Origin of the sequence: Methylobacterium ajmalii (assembly GCF_036448855.1) — a bacterium.
In the GTDB taxonomy this organism is placed as follows: Bacteria; Pseudomonadota; Alphaproteobacteria; order Rhizobiales; family Beijerinckiaceae; genus Methylobacterium; species Methylobacterium ajmalii.
Genome location: NZ_JAZFXT010000033.1, coordinates 54,604 through 68,516, shown reverse-complemented (window position 1 = coordinate 68,516; position 13,913 = coordinate 54,604). Strand labels below are relative to the sequence as shown.

Here is a 13,913-nt window from a genome sequence, read left to right as displayed (position 1 = left end):
TCTTCTTGTAGCGCTCCTCCATCTCGCGCACCGCCCATTTGAGGGCGATGACCGCCTTCTTGGGGTCGGTGACGACGGGAGAGAGCAGGTGCGGGATGCCGTCGTAGACCGACAGCTCCAGCATCTTCGGATCGACCATGATCAGGCGGCACTCTTCCGGGGTCATCCGGTAGAGCAGCGACAGGATCATGGTGTTGATGGCGACCGACTTGCCCGAGCCGGTGGTGCCGGCCACCAGCAGGTGGGGCATGCGGGCGAGATCGGCGATGATCGCCTCGCCGCCGATGTTTTTCCCCAAGCAGAGCGCGAGCTTCTGCTTGGTCTCGGCGAAGGCCGGGGAGGCGAGGAGCTCGCGCAGGTACACCGTCTCGCGACGCGCATTCGGCAGCTCGATGCCGATGGCGTTGCGGCCCTGCACGACCGCGACGCGGGCCGAGATCGCCGACATCGAGCGGGCGATGTCGTCGGCGAGCGAGATGACGCGGCTCGACTTGGTCCCGGGCGCCGGCTCCAGTTCGTAGAGCGTCACGACGGGGCCCGGGCGCACGGCGAGAATCTCGCCGCGCACGCCGAAATCCTCCAGCGTCGATTCGAGCAGGGTGGCGTTCTGCTCCAGCGCGTCGGTCGAGACCGCGGCGCTCGGCGCCGGGTGGCGCGGCTCGGCCAAGAGCGTCAGCGCGGGCAGATCGTAGGAATCCGGCGAGGCCGGCCCGGGCGCCGGGGCTCGGCGGGTCTGGATCGGAGACGGAGGGGGCGCGACCCGGCCGCGGGGTGCGGCCTCGGCGGCGAGCCCGTCCTCGTCGTCCTCCGGCTCGTCCTCGAAGGCCGGCTCGGCCCGGCGCGGGGCGCCATCCGCGAAGACCGGCTCGCGCCGCCCGCCCTTGGCCGGAGATTTGGGCGCCCCCTTGGCGCCGGGGCGCGCGGGCGCCTCGGCCTCGGGCTCGTCCCAGGCCTCGCCGTCGCCGGGCTCGGCGAAGGCGCGGCGGGCGGCGAGCGCGGGCGAGTTGCCGGCATAGGGATCGTGGCCGGCCTGGCGCCAGGAGCCGTCGCGGATCGAATCGACCCGCTGGGTCACCGCCGCCTTGGCGCTCATCGCGAGGTGCGCCAGCGCCCCCAGGGAGGCGAGGCCGATCCCGGGCGATTCGTCGTCGTGCGAGGCCGCCGGGCCCCGGCGGCCCTGGCGCTCGTCGTAGCGGCTCACCACCGGGGCGTAGCTCTCCGCCTCGTCGTCCCCGTCCTCGTCCTCGATCAGGCCGAAGCCGCAGGAGCCGGTCAGGCTGATCACCGCGACCGCGGCGTAGAGAAAGCCCGCGAAGGCCCCGGCCGGCCCGGCGATCGCCTTGGCGGCGCCGAGCAGCGCGTCGCCGGCGACGCCGCCGAGGCCGGTCGGCAGCGGCCAGCGCGCGGTCGGCGGCAGCGCGCTCGCCATGCCGCTCGCCGCCCCGAAGCCGATGATCCAGAGCACGATCCGCAGCTGCATCCGGGCGAGGCGGTGGGTGCGCAGCAGCCGCATGCCCCACACGGCCGGGGGCAGCGCGAAGGCCAGCGCCCCGAGCCCCAGGAGCTGCATGCCGAGATCCGACACCACCGCGCCGCCGAAGCCGAGCAGGTTGCGGGCGGCGCGCGAGGTGGCGTGGTTGAGGCTCGGGTCGTCGATCGACCAGGTCGCCAGGGCGACGGTGAAGCACGCCGCCCCGACGAGCAGGGCGAGGCCGGTGACCTCCGTCGCCCGCCGCGTCAGGAACGCGCGGAGCGTGTCGATGAGGCCATCGTAGGGCGATGCCGAGCGACGAAGCGAACGCATGCGGGACGATACCGGGTACGCGGAACTGGACCGTGAGGATGGGGCGGTGCGGTTAATGGTGGTTTAAGGCTAACCGGATCTTGCAACTTGGCCGGAGGGTGGCGGGAAGGTGCTGGCTCTGCTGGACTTTTCCGGGCGACCGGATCAAATCCCGTCATGAACGCGTGAGGCGCCCCTGCCCGCTCCCGTCCTGTCCGATCCCGAGACCGCGCGGGCGGCACGGATCGTCGTACGGCACCTCGTTGGGCGCGACCCGGTGAAGGACGTCGTGCTGTTCGGCAGCCGCGCCCGCGGCACGCATGATGATGACAGCGATGCCGCCCTCGCCGTGATCCTGAGCGGTCCGACCGGCGAGCGCTACCGGATCGCCGGCGAGATGGCGGAGATCGCCTTCACGGTGATGCTGGAAACGGGCGTCCTGGTGCAGGCCGTCCCGCTCTGGAAGGACGAGTTCGAGCGGCCGGAGGCCTTCAGCAATCCGGGGTTGATCGCCGCGATCAAGCGGGACGGGCTTCGCTTGTGCCCGGGCGAGCCACTCCTGCCCGCTACTTGCAGAAAGCCGAGCGAGCGGCGCGATCGGCCCGGATGCTTCTCGCGGCCGGCGATCTCGATGGCGCGTGCAATCGTGCGTACTACTCGATGTTCGATGCGGCCCAGGCAGCATTGCTGGCTCCGGGGCATGCTGTCGCCGGGTCCGGAAGCGAGACCCATTGCAGCCTGATCGCGGCCTCCGGGAGGGACCTGGTTCAGACCGGGTACGTCGACGCCGTCTTCTGACGGGCGCGCCACCGTGTGCATGAAATCAGGATGCCGGCCGATTGTACCGCGGAGCCGCCCGGCCAGGACGAGGCAGCTTGGGCTGTCGCTCGGGCAGAAGCCTTGCTCGTGGAGTTGCGATCCAAGATCGGGTCCTGAGGACCGCCGTGCTTCCGTGAACCGCTGACGACCGGTCGGTTCAAATCGACGAGAGCCCCGGTGCAACGGCACCGGGGCTCTTTCTACGCATGTGCTCTGCGGCATGTGCGGCCGGGGCGCACCCGCCCCGGCCGCCGAGCCTCAGTAGTTGTAGGCCCGCTCGCCGTGATCGGCGAGGTCGAGGCCCTCGCGCTCCTCGTCCTGCGTCACCCGCAGGCCGACGACCACGTCGACGATCTTGTAGAGGATCGCCGAGCCGACGCCCGACCAGACGATGGTGAAGCCGACTGCCTTGGCCTGGGCCAGGAAGGCCGGGCCGAACTCGTAGGCCGCGGCGACGAGCTCGCCGGGCTTCGCGGCGTAGTCCGGGGCGCCGACGCCGCCGAGCGCCGGGTTGACCAGGATGCCGGTGGCGAGCGCGCCCAGGATGCCGCCGACGCAGTGCACGCCGAAGACGTCGAGGGAGTCGTCGTAGCCGAGCGCGTTCTTGACGGTCGAGCACATCACGAAGCAGACGGCGCCGGCGACGAGGCCGAGCACGATGCAGCCCATCGGGCCAGCGAAGCCGCAGGCCGGGGTGACGGCGACGAGGCCGGCGACCGCGCCCGAGAGCATGCCCAGCAGCGAGGGCTTGCCCTTGGCGGCCCACTCGACGAGGAGCCAGGACAGGCCGGCCGCCGCGGTGGCCACGAAGGTGTTGATCATCGCGAGCGCGGCCGAGCCGTTGGCCTCCAGGTTGGAGCCGGCGTTGAAGCCGAACCAGCCGACCCACAGCAGCGAGGCGCCGATCATCGTCATGGTGAGCGAGTGCGGGGCGAGCAGGTCGCGGCCGTAGCCGATGCGCTTGCCGAGCATCAGGCAGCCGACGATGCCGGCGATGCCCGCGTTGATGTGCACCACGGTGCCGCCAGCGAAGTCGAGGGCGCCCCACTTGAACAGCAGGCCGGCATCGGCGTTGACGGCGTCGAGCGCGTCCTGGGCCGCCTTCTTGGAGGCCTCGTCGGTGGCCGCCGCCAGCGCCTTGGCGGCGTTGCCGACCGCATCCGGGCCGCCCCAGTACCAGACCATGTGGGCCATCGGGAAGTAGATGAACACCAGCCACAGCAGGCTGAACAGCATCAGGGCCGAGAACTTCATCCGCTCCGCGAAGGCGCCGACGATCAGTGCCGGGGTGATCATCGCGAACGTCATCTGGAAGCAGATGTAGACGTATTCGGGGATGACGACGCCGTTCGAGAAGGTGGCGACGGTCGAGTTGGCGTCGACGCCGCGCAGGAACGCCTTCGAGAAGCCGCCGACGAAATCGTTGAGGCCGCCGCCGTTGGTGAAGGCGAGGCTGTAGCCGAAGAACACCCAGACGATGCAGGCGAGGCTGACGATCGCGAAGACCTGGGTCAGCAGCGACAGCATGTTCTTGGTGCGCACGAGGCCGCCGTAGAACAGCGCCAGGCCGGGCACCGACATCATCAGCACCAGCGCCGACGAGATCAGCATCCAGGCGGTGTCGCCCTTGTTGGGCACCGGGGCCGCCGTGGCGGCGGCCGGCGCCGCCTCGACCGTCGGCGTCTGCGCCAGGGACGGCTCCACCAGGAGGAGCGCCAGCGCGGCGCCTCCCAGGCCCAGAGCCAGGACGTTGCGAAGCTTCATGGAAGAAAAACTCCCGATGGAATAAGGCGATGGCGTGAAGGGAGCGGCGGGGCGCGGGACCGGGCCCCGCCCGGGCAGCGCCCTAGAGGGCGTCGACGTCGGTCTCGCCGGTGCGGATGCGCACGGCCTTCTCGAGCGGCATCACGAAGATCTTGCCGTCGCCGATCTGGCCGGTGCGGGCGGCGGCCGCGATGGTGTCGACGACGTTCGACACGAGGTCGACCGCCACCGCCACCTCGATCTTGAGCTTGGGCAGGAAGCTGACGGCGTACTCGGCCCCGCGATAGATCTCGGTGTGCCCCTTCTGCCGGCCGTAGCCCTTCACTTCGGTCACGGTCAGGCCGTGCACGCCGATGCTGGTGAGGGCGTCGCGGACCTCCTCCAGCTTGAACGGCTTGATGATGGCCATGACGATCTTCATGGGACGAGCCCCCTTTCGATTGGCGCTCCCGCCGGCTTGCGCCGGGTCGGGGCATGATCCGGCGCCATTCGCGAACCCGTTCGGGTCCCGGCACCGGTCTCAAGGGAAGCTAATCAAGGAACGTGCCAGCGCGCGGATCGCCCGTTGCGGCTACGCTGCCCGGTTCCTGGGCCGATTGCGGAGATTGAAGCCGCTCCCGGCGCCATTGCAGTTCAAAAAATCAGCATGTGCCCGGAAATAAGGCAGCGGGCGTCAGGCCTCGGGCTCCGGCGGCGTGCGCTTCTCGCGGATCATGCCCTCCTGGGCGACCGAGGCCACGAGCGTGCCGTCGCGGGTGAAGATCAGGCCGCGGGCAAAGCCGCAGCCGCCGGAGGCGCTCGGGCTGTCCTGCGCGTAGAGCAGCCACTCGTCGGCCCGGAACGGGCGGTGGAACCACAGGGCGTGGTCGAGGCTCGCCGGCTGGATCTCGCTCTCGAACACCGTGCGGCCGTGCGGGCTGAGCGAGGTGTCGAGGAGCGTCATGTCGGAGGCGTAGGCCAGCACCGCCTGGTGGATGGCGGGGTCGTCCGGCAGCCGCGAGGTCGCCCGGATCCAAACGTGGAAGCGCGACGAGCCGGGCTTGCGCTCGCCGTAGCGCTCGATCTCGACCGGGCGCAGCTCGATCGGCCGCTCGCGCTCGAAATAGGCCCGGACCGGCTCGGGCATGCGGGGCATCACCGAGGCCTTGAGCAGACCCTCGCCCGGCAGGTCCTCGGGCATCGGCACCGCGGGCATCGGGGCCTGGTGGTCGAAGCCCGGCTCCTCGACGTGGTAGGACACCGACATCGAGAAGATCGGCCGGCCGTGCTGGATCGCCACCACCCGGCGCGTCGTGAAGCTGCGGCCGTCCCGGATGCGGTCGACCTCGTAGACGATCGGCACCTTCGGGTCGCCGCCGAGCAGGAAGTAGGCGTGGAGGGAGTGCGGCCGGCGCTCCGGCGGTACGGTGCGGGTCGCCGCGACGAGGGCCTGGCCGATCACCTGGCCGCCATAGACCCGCTGCCAGCGGTCCTTCGGCGAGCGGCCTCGGAAGAGGTTCTGCTCGAGCGTCTCCAGGTCGAGGATGTCGAGGAGTTCGGCGACCGCGCGCAAGGGAAGGTGTCCGGGCTTGGAGGGGGGAGGGGCGCGTAGCTGACGCAGGCCGATGCGCGCCGTCAAGCGACGCGCGGCGCCGCCCGACGTGCTAAGAGCCGTGCCCGACGGATGTGCAGCGGGCGGTCACGAGATGGCGCAGGGTGAAGGCGTGAGCTGGCGGCGGGCGGCGGCGCGGGAGATCGTGGTCGCGGGCGGGGGGCTGCCGGGGCTCGCCCTGGCGCTCGCCCTGCGCCAGACCCTCGGCGAGGCGGTGCGGATCACGGTCTGCGACCCGGCCTTCGGCCGCGCGGACGCCCCCCGGGACCTGCGCGCCTACGCGGTGGCGGCGGCCGCCCGGCGGATGCTCGCGCGCCTCGGCGTCTGGGACGCGGTCTCCGCGAGCGCCCAGCCGATCCGCGAGATGGTGATCACCGACAGCCGCCTCGCCGACCCGGTGCGGCCGACCTTCCTGACCTTCGAGGGCGAGGTGGCCGAGGGCGAGCCCTTCGCCCACATGGTCGAGGGCGGCGGGCTGCTCGCGGCCCTGCGGGACGCCGCCGTCGCCGCCGGCGTGGTGCTGGAGGCGAGCCCGGTCCAGGCGGCCGTACCGGAAGCCGACCGCATCGTCGCGCGCCTGCCGGACGGGCGCGCGCTCCGCGCCGACCTCGTGGTGGCGGCCGACGGCGCCCGCTCGCGCCTGCGCGAGGCCGCCGGCATCGGCTGGGTCGGCTGGTCCTACCCGCAATCGGGCATCGTCGCGACGGTGGCGCACGAGCGCGACCACGAGGGCCGGGCGATCGAGCACTTTCTGCCCTCCGGCCCCTTCGCGGTGCTTCCGCTTCCCCCCGGCGGCTCCCTCGGCCACCGCTCCTCGATCGTCTGGACCGAGCGCCAGGCCGACGTGCCGGCGCTCCTCGGCGGCGGGCCGGAGGAGGCCCTGATGGAGGTCGAGCGCCGCTTCGGCCTGGCGCTCGGACGCATTGCCCTCGAATCGCCGCTCAAGGCCTACCCGCTCGCCTTCGGCATCGCCCGCCGCTTCGGCGCCAGGCGCCTGCTGCTGCTCGGAGATGCCGCCCACGTCATCCACCCGATCGCCGGCCAGGGCCTGAACCTGGGCCTGCGCAGCGCCGCCGCCCTGGCGGAATCCCTCGCCGACACGGTGCGCCTCGGCCTCGACCCCGGCGGCCCCGAGGCGCTGGAGGCCTACGAGCGCAGCCGCCGCTTCGACACCCTGGCTATGGGGGCGGCCACCGACGGCCTCAACCGCCTGTTCTCCACCGATGCCCTCCCGGTGCGCCTCGCCCGCGACCTCGGCCTCGGCCTCGTCGACCGGATGCCGGGCCTGAAGCGCCTGTTCATCCGCGAGGCGGCAGGCCTGCGCGGGCGCCAGCCGCGGCTGATGCGGGGGGAGGCGTTGTAGGGGGACGGACCGTCCCCGCGCGCCGCAGCCGGGGCGGGCTCACCCCGCCTGCCGGTCGTCCGCGTCGATCCTGTAGGTCGCCGCCGTTCCCTTCCGGGTGCGCTTGGCGACGTAGAGCGCCGCATCGGCTTGCCGCAGGAGCCTGTCGCGGTCTTGCCCGGCCATGCTCGACCACGCGATCCCGATCGTTCCCGTGACGCGAGCGATGTGGCCGGGACCTTCCATGACGATCTCGAGGTCGTGCAGGAGGCGCTGCACCGTCCGGTCCACTCCCACGCCGTCGACATCGGCGGGCAGCACGACGGCGAACTCGTCGCCCCCCAGCCTCGCCGGAAAGCTCCCGGCATTGCAGGAGGCGCGCAGCCGATCGGCGACCCGGCGCAACACCGCGTCGCCCGCGGCATGGCCGAGGGCGTCGTTGACGCCCTTGAAGCCGTCGAGGTCGATCAGCAGGACGGCCACGTCGCCGTCCGCGGCGCGTGCGTCCCGCAGCCGGGCATCGAGAACCCGGTGAAACTCGACGCGGTTGGCCAGCTGAGTCAGGTCGTCGGTGCGGGCCAGATGACGCAGACGCTGCTCCAGGCGGTGACGCTCGGTGATGTCCTGGATCAGGCCGATGAGGGCGACCGGCTTGCCCTTGGCGAGTTCGATCTCGCACGAACACCGCACGCGCCGCGCATTGCCCTTGGCGGTGACGAAATCGGCATCCAGCTCGAACGGCTCGCCCGTCTCCAGCGTGCGCATCACCGCGGCGACGAACGCGGTGCGGTCGGGCTCGGGAAAGTAGTGCAGGATGTCCTCGCCCGGGACGCCGGCGGCGACGGGGCGTTCGTGGATGGCGAAGACACCGTCCGACCACTCCGTCGACCGCTTCTCGATGTCGTATCGGTACGATCCCATGTCGGCCATGCGTTCGGCCTGCTTGAACTGGCGCCGCTCGCGCTCCAGCCGCTCTGCGGTCCGACGGTGCTCCTCCGCGGCCTCGGCGGCGCGAAGCGCGACGGACCGGGACTCGATCAGCGCCTCCGCGAGGCAGGCCAGTCCCTCCAGAACCTCCAGGTCGATCGGCGTCGGCTCGCGCGGTCGCGCGTCGAGGACGCAGAGCGTCCCGACCGTCACCGGGTCGCCGCCGGGCCGCTGAACGCGGACCGGGACGCCGGCGTAGAAGCGGATGTTCGGTGCGCCCGTGACGAACGGGCTCCCGGCGAAGCGGGGATCGAGGCGGGCATCCGCGACGACGAGCGGCGCCCCGGTCTCGACCACGACCGGGCAGAACGCCCCGTCCCGCGGGGTCTGCGGGGCGAGGGGCCCGCAGCGGGCCTTGAACCACTGGCGCTCCGGGGCGATCAGGGTGATCGAGGACATGCCGGTGCCGAGCATGCGTTGTGCGAGCTTCGCCAGGGCATCGAACTCGCGCTCGGGCGGCGTATCGAGGAGGGCGATCTCGGCCAGGGCCTTTTGCCGGAGCGCCTCGTGCTGATCGTCCGACATGCGCCGTTCCGCCCCCACATCGCCTCGCCGAGGCGAGAACGCGACGATGTCTTACGCCGAACGGGTTTAACCGCTCGTGACGTTGCCGGGGGGACGGCGTCTGCCGAAAGCTCTGAAGGCCCGACCGCGGCGCTGGCCCCGTCGAAGGGAGGTATCCGCTCGCATCTGCCTATGTCGTCGAGCGGATCGGCGACGGTCCTCCCGTCCCGATTATCCCCTCGTCTCGGCACGGGGCGCGGGGCGGACATCGCCGGCCTGCGCAAACGGTCGATGACGCTCGTTTCCCTCGGCGAAAACCCGAGCCGATCCGGGCTCCGAGCGCCTCAGCGCAGATCCCCCGCATGGCGCACGGCGAAATGCGTCAGCTCGGTCAGGGTCCCGAGCCCGAAGCGCTGGCGCAGGGCCGCGCAGGCGTTGGTCACGGTCTTGTAGCTGACCGACAAATCGTCGGCGATCGCCGTGTAGCCCCGGCCCTCGGCCAGCAGCGTGAGGACGCGGCGCTCGCGCGGGGTGAGGGCGCCCAGCATCGTCCGGCGCGGGTCGGCCTGGAGCAGGGCGACCTCGGTGGCGAGCGTCCCGTCGAGGTAGGGCCGGCCGGCCCGAACCTGCTCGTAGGCCCGGACCAGGTCGCCGGCGGGCGCATCCTTGAGCACGTAGCCGACGGCGCCGGCGGCGAGCGCCCGGGCCACCACCGCCGGATCGGCGTGCATGCTGAACACCATCATGCGGGTCGCGGGCGCCCGCTTGCGCACCCGTCCGATCAGCGCGAGGCCGCCGAGGTCGCGGCCCGGGAAGGTGAGGTCGATCACCGCCACGTCCGGCCGGTGGCGCAGGATCGCCCGGTAGCCCCGGCACAGGCTCGCGGCCTCGCACACCTCGGCGCCGGTGTCTTCCAGCAGCCGGCTGGCCCCGCGCAGCACGATCGGGTGGTCGTCGACCACGACGATGCGGGTCACGGCGATGCCTCCTCGGGGGTCTCGGGGCCGGCCGGCAGCACGATCCGCAGGGCCGTGCCGGGCACGCGCGGGACGAGCGCCAGCCGGCCGCCGAGCGCCTCGACCCGCTCGCGCATGCCGGCGAGACCCCGCCCCCCGGTCCGGTCGTCGCCCCGGTCCGGCCCAAGGCCGGCACCGTCGTCCTCGACGGCGAGGCGCACGCTGCCGTCGGCCTCCTCGGCGACCGCGACGCTCACCCGCTCCGCCCCGGCATGGCGGAGCGCGTTGGTCAGCCCCTCCTGCACGCAGCGATAGACGGTCAGGTCGACGAGGTCGCCGTAGCCGTCCTTGAGCGGCGCGAAGCGGCCCTCGACCGCGATCTCCGGGTGGTGCCGGGCGGCCTCGCGCACCAGGAGCTCGAGGCAGCGGGCGAGCGGCACCTGGCCGAGCCCGGCCGGGCGCAGGCGGTTGAGGAGCGCCCGGTTGATGGTCTGCACCCGCTTGACGATCGCCGCGATGTCGTCGGTGCGCTGGGTCAGGCGGCCGCGCGCCGGCTCGTCGAGGGTCGTGGCGATGCGGGCGATCGAGGAGGAATTGGCCTCGAGCGCGAATAGGCACGGGCCGAACTCGTCGTGGAGTTCCAGCGCGGTGCGCCGGCGCTCGTCCTCCTCGGCGGTGAGCAGGCGACGGTGGAGCCGCAGGTTGGCGGCCCGGGCCGCCCCGAGCGCCTCGGCGAGGCGGTTGAACCGGGCGGCGATGACGGCCAGCTCGCGGGTGTCGGGCCGGTCGACCCGGGCGCCGTAATCCTGCTGCTCCAGCCGGGTCAGCCCGGCGGCGAGCTGGGCGAGCGGGCTCAGGATTCTCCCGAAGGCGACGTAGAGGATCGCCAGCATGGCGAGGCTGAGCGACAGGCCGGTGAGACCCAGGGCCAGGGCATAGCCCCAGACCTCGTCGATCTCGTCGGAGGGTTCGGCGGTGACGAGCGCCGTGCCGATGCGGGCGCCGCGCAGCACCAGCGGCACCTCGTGGCGTTGCGCCGGCGGGGCGATCAGCGCCGCGAACCAGCCCGGGGCGCGCCGCCGGCCCTCATGGCGCGGGCCGGTCCCTGCCGGCTGGTTCGCGGCATCGAGCAGGGTCACCCGGACGTGGCGCAGCCCCTGGAAGCGCAGCGCCAGGGTGCGGAACAGGCCCGGCAGGGGGGCGTCCTGGAGGGCCTGCAGGGTCTCGGCCACCAGCGGCTCGACCACCGCCAGCGAGGCCGCGGTCTCGACCTCGGTCGCGCTGCGCGCCTTGTGGATGATGACCGCGCCGGAGATCGCCGCCGCGACGAGGTCGATGAGGACGACGACCACCATCAGCCGCGCCCGCATCGGCCGGCCCGACCACAGGGCGGGTACCAGCCCGCGTCCGGCGGCGGCGCCGGCCGGTCCCGGACGGTGCGGATCGGCCCCGTCAGTCTCGGGGAACGGCGGTGTGGGGGCGGGGCGCGGAAACAACGGGCTCTCGGGGGAGCGGGGGAAACCCCGCGACACGAGCCCGGCGGCGGGCTCGCTGTCAATGCGGCGGACGACGCCTCGTCCGCCGGTCGGCCGTCCTACCAGGTCATCCGCACGCCGCCATAGACCGACAGCGGTTGTACCAGGGTGGTGGTGCGCGGATCGTTCAGGACGTAGCGGCCGGCGAAGTCGTTGCTGCGCTCCAGGAAGGTGCCGAAATTGGCGTAGCGGTTGTTGAACAGGTTCGTCACCAGGCCGAAGATCTGCACGTTCTGCGTCAGCTGGAAGCTGGTGTTGAGGTTGGCGGTGAAGTAGGCCGGCAGCTTGCGGTTGATGTTCGACTCGTCGCCGCGGAAGTAGGACGACGAGAACGCCTGCATGTTCATGCCGAAGCGCCAGAACGGCGTGATCGCGTAGTCGAATCCGGCCTTGATCTGGTGGTCGGGGACGAGCGGGACCTTGTTGCCCGGGCGAATGGTGATGAGCCCGTCGTCGGCCAGCGGGTTGTTGGGCGAGGACAGATCGCCACGGAACTGGAAGGTGGCGTCGATCAGCGCGTAGTTGGCGTAGAGGCTCAGGCGCCCGGTGACGTACTCGGCCGAGACCTCGATGCCCTGGCGCTGGGTCGCCGGCACGTTGACGAAGTAGCCGCGCGCCGCGTTGCCCGGCACTGCCACCTGCAGGATGTCGTTGGTCAGGTCGGTGCGGAAGGCGCCGAGCTTGTAGTTGAGGAGGCCGTCCTCGTAGAAGTTCGGCACCGAGCCGCGGATGCCGACCTCGTAGGTGCGGGCCTCGACTTGGCGCAGCGGCGGATCGGCGACGAGCGAGTTCGGCAGCAGGCACGGCCGGTCGGGGTTGGCGCAGGCGAGCTCGAGCGGCGTCGGCGCCCGGTTCGACTCCGAGTAGCCGCCGTAGAGGCTCATCCAGGGCGCGATCCGGTAGGTCAGGCCGGCGACCGGATTGATGCGGCTGAAGTAGTGGGTCCCTGTGACGTCGGGCGAGAAGCCGGTCTGGTCCTGGGTGCTGATCCGGGCGAAGTTCAGCCGCGCGCCGGCGGTGAGCGAGAGCCGGTCGGTGACGTCGAACGTGTCGAGGGCGTAGAGGCCCATGTAGAGGTTCGAGCCGATGACCTGGCTCGGCGCGATGCCGAGGGCCGCCGCGGTGCGGATCGGGCCGGTGCCGAGCCCCGGGATGTTGCCGTAGGTCGGGTTGTTCGGGTCGGTGGTGACGCTGAGGTCGGGGTTGATGACGCCGAGCGCGCTCGCCGACTTGAAGCTGTAGGTCGCCGCATCGATGCTGCCGCCGACGATGAAGGTGTTCGGGCGGTCGAAGACGCGGTCGCGGTTGGTGGCCTGCAGCGTGCCGCCGTAGCCGGTCGCCTCGGTCCGCACGGTGTCCAGGGTGCCGTAGGGCACGTCCCGATACGGGATCCGCTGGTTCTGCGGCCCGAGGATCAGGAACTGGTTGCGGAACTGCGCCTGGGTCTGGCCGGGAGCGGCGGAGAAGCCGTCATCCTCGAAGCACAGGAAGCCGCGGAAGTTCGAGCGCGTGCTGCAATTCTCGAAGTTGCCGTCGTTGCCGTCGATCACGAACTGGCTCAGGCGGCGGACATAGGCGTTGCCCGACAGGTCCCAGGTCGGCGAGACGTTGACCTTGCCGGTGATCTGGACCTGGCCGACCGTGGTGTCGATCGATTGCGGATAGGTGAAGATCGCCCGCTCGTTGTTGCGGGTGAAGTCGACCGGCGAGGCGGCGGCGGCGCCGAAATAGGTCTTGGCGCCGGACGCGATGATGTGGAACTCGGAATCGAGCGTGCGGTGGCCGATATCGGCGTAGACCCGGCCGATCTCGGACGGCGACTTGTAGCGCCAGCCGGCATCGCGCAGGCCCTCTCCGGCGAAGTAGAAGCTCCAGGGGCCGATCACCTCGCCGTATTGCAGGGTGCCCAGGATGCGGCCGTCGGAGCCGCCGATCACCGAGACTTCCTTGCCCTGCCAAGTGAAGCCGTTCTTCATCTCGATGTTGACCGCGCCGCCGAGCGCGTTGAGGCCGAAGACCGGGTTGCCGGTGACGATGTCGATGCGGTTGATCGCGACCTGGGGGATCAGGTCCCAGTTCACCACGTCGCCGAAGGCCTCGTTGATGCGGGTGCCGTTCTGGTAGACGGCGAGGCCCTGCGGCGCGCCGAGGAGCGGCGAGGCGTCGAAGCCGCGATAGGTCAGGGTCTGGCGGAAGCTGTTGCCCTGGCCGTCCGACAGGTTCACGCCGGGCGTGGTGCGGGCGAGCGTGAAGGTGGGATCGAGGGTGGCGCGGTCCTGCTCGAGCTTCCGGGCCGTCACGGTCTCGACGGTGAACGGCACCTTGGCGAGCGACAGGTTGCCGCCGCCCTCGATCCGCTCGCCCGTGGCCGAGCGGGCGGTGCCGCCCGCGCCGGCGACCGGGGTGACCGGCACGACATCGATGGTCTCGAGGGCGATGGTGCCCTGCGCCGCGGCCGGCGCGGCGAGCGCGGCCGAGACAAGGGCGGTCGTGACCAGAAGTCCCCAGCGCGACGCAACCATGCCCGACATACTCCCCCCGCCGGTATCCGACTCGTGCGGTGCCGCACGGCGCCGCGAATTGGAGGAGAGATAACGAGCTTCACCGTTTCGCCGCAATCCCGGCAAAGGTC

The 13,913-nt window shown here is 71.7% G+C and carries 10 protein-coding genes and 1 pseudogene; 3 read left to right on the top strand and 8 right to left on the bottom strand.

What is annotated here, in order from left to right; all coding sequences use genetic code 11:
- On the bottom strand, nucleotides 1–1,804 hold a 1,804-nt coding region (locus V3T34_RS16405; protein ID WP_331369235.1), incomplete at its 3' end, for a DNA translocase FtsK.
- Between the two features lie 256 nt (nucleotides 1,805–2,060).
- On the opposite strand from V3T34_RS16405, the pseudogene V3T34_RS28595 reads away from it, so the two are divergent.
- Both V3T34_RS28595 and V3T34_RS28590 read left to right on the top strand, forming a co-directional pair.
- A pseudogene (locus V3T34_RS28595) lies at nucleotides 2,061–2,225 on the top strand (nucleotidyltransferase domain-containing protein); the annotation flags it as partial.
- 164 nt (nucleotides 2,226–2,389) lie between these two features.
- Complete coding sequence (locus V3T34_RS28590; protein ID WP_407942720.1) at nucleotides 2,390–2,581, top strand: hypothetical protein; 192 nt, start codon at nucleotides 2,390–2,392, stop codon at nucleotides 2,579–2,581.
- A gap of 279 nt (nucleotides 2,582–2,860) precedes the next feature.
- Here V3T34_RS28590 and V3T34_RS16395 read toward each other — a convergent pair whose 3' ends face one another.
- From V3T34_RS16395 to tesB, 3 genes are all read right to left on the bottom strand, one after another.
- Entirely contained in the window at nucleotides 2,861–4,366 is a 1,506-nt protein-coding gene (locus V3T34_RS16395; protein ID WP_305079707.1) for an ammonium transporter, read from the bottom strand.
- An 82-nt stretch (nucleotides 4,367–4,448) separates the two neighbouring features.
- Nucleotides 4,449–4,787 (bottom strand): P-II family nitrogen regulator, encoded by a 339-nt coding sequence (locus V3T34_RS16390; RefSeq protein WP_048450383.1) that lies wholly within the window; start codon nucleotides 4,785–4,787, stop codon nucleotides 4,449–4,451.
- Between the two features lie 252 nt (nucleotides 4,788–5,039).
- Nucleotides 5,040–5,918 carry an acyl-CoA thioesterase II gene (gene tesB, locus V3T34_RS16385; protein ID WP_305079706.1) on the bottom strand — a complete coding sequence of 293 codons (879 nt, stop codon included), beginning with the start codon at nucleotides 5,916–5,918 and terminating at the stop codon, nucleotides 5,040–5,042.
- Nucleotides 5,919–6,051: 133 nt separating this feature from the next.
- Here tesB and V3T34_RS16380 point away from each other — a divergent pair, with 133 nt between their 5' ends.
- Nucleotides 6,052–7,320 carry an FAD-dependent monooxygenase gene (locus V3T34_RS16380; RefSeq protein WP_305079705.1) on the top strand — a complete coding sequence of 423 codons (1,269 nt, stop codon included), beginning with the start codon at nucleotides 6,052–6,054 and terminating at the stop codon, nucleotides 7,318–7,320.
- Between the two features lie 39 nt (nucleotides 7,321–7,359).
- Here V3T34_RS16380 and V3T34_RS16375 read toward each other — a convergent pair whose 3' ends face one another.
- The 4 genes from V3T34_RS16375 to V3T34_RS16360 form a co-directional block, all read right to left on the bottom strand.
- Nucleotides 7,360–8,811, bottom strand: coding sequence for a diguanylate cyclase domain-containing protein (locus V3T34_RS16375; protein ID WP_305079704.1), 1,452 nt, complete (start codon nucleotides 8,809–8,811; stop codon nucleotides 7,360–7,362).
- Nucleotides 8,812–9,134: 323 nt separating this feature from the next.
- On the bottom strand, nucleotides 9,135–9,767 hold the full coding sequence (locus V3T34_RS16370) for a response regulator (protein ID WP_060847335.1): 633 nt from the start codon (nucleotides 9,765–9,767) through the stop codon (nucleotides 9,135–9,137).
- Nucleotides 9,764–11,116, bottom strand: coding sequence for an ATP-binding protein (locus tag V3T34_RS16365; RefSeq protein ID WP_331369579.1), 1,353 nt, complete (start codon nucleotides 11,114–11,116; stop codon nucleotides 9,764–9,766). The genes V3T34_RS16370 and V3T34_RS16365 overlap by 4 nt, the downstream gene beginning before the upstream one ends.
- A 224-nt stretch (nucleotides 11,117–11,340) precedes the next feature.
- Nucleotides 11,341–13,803, bottom strand: a complete 2,463-nt coding sequence (locus tag V3T34_RS16360; protein WP_060849375.1) for a TonB-dependent receptor — start codon at nucleotides 13,801–13,803, stop codon at nucleotides 11,341–11,343.
- Between the last annotated feature and the right edge of the window lie 110 nt (nucleotides 13,804–13,913).

Excerpts from the sequence above, each read along its gene's own strand:
- V3T34_RS28590 (WP_407942720.1), top strand. The coding sequence starts at position 2,390 with ATGCTTCTCGCGGCCGGCGATCTCGATGGCGCGTGCAATCGTGCGTAC.
- V3T34_RS16360 (WP_060849375.1), bottom strand. The coding sequence starts at position 13,803 with ATGGTTGCGTCGCGCTGGGGACTTCTGGTCACGACCGCCCTTGTCTCG.
- V3T34_RS16365 (WP_331369579.1), bottom strand. The coding sequence starts at position 11,116 with ATGCGGGCGCGGCTGATGGTGGTCGTCGTCCTCATCGACCTCGTCGCG.
- V3T34_RS16395 (WP_305079707.1), bottom strand. The coding sequence starts at position 4,366 with ATGAAGCTTCGCAACGTCCTGGCTCTGGGCCTGGGAGGCGCCGCGCTG.
- V3T34_RS16390 (WP_048450383.1), bottom strand. The coding sequence starts at position 4,787 with ATGAAGATCGTCATGGCCATCATCAAGCCGTTCAAGCTGGAGGAGGTC.
- V3T34_RS16380 (WP_305079705.1), top strand. The coding sequence starts at position 6,052 with ATGGCGCAGGGTGAAGGCGTGAGCTGGCGGCGGGCGGCGGCGCGGGAG.
- V3T34_RS16375 (WP_305079704.1), bottom strand. The coding sequence starts at position 8,811 with ATGTCGGACGATCAGCACGAGGCGCTCCGGCAAAAGGCCCTGGCCGAG.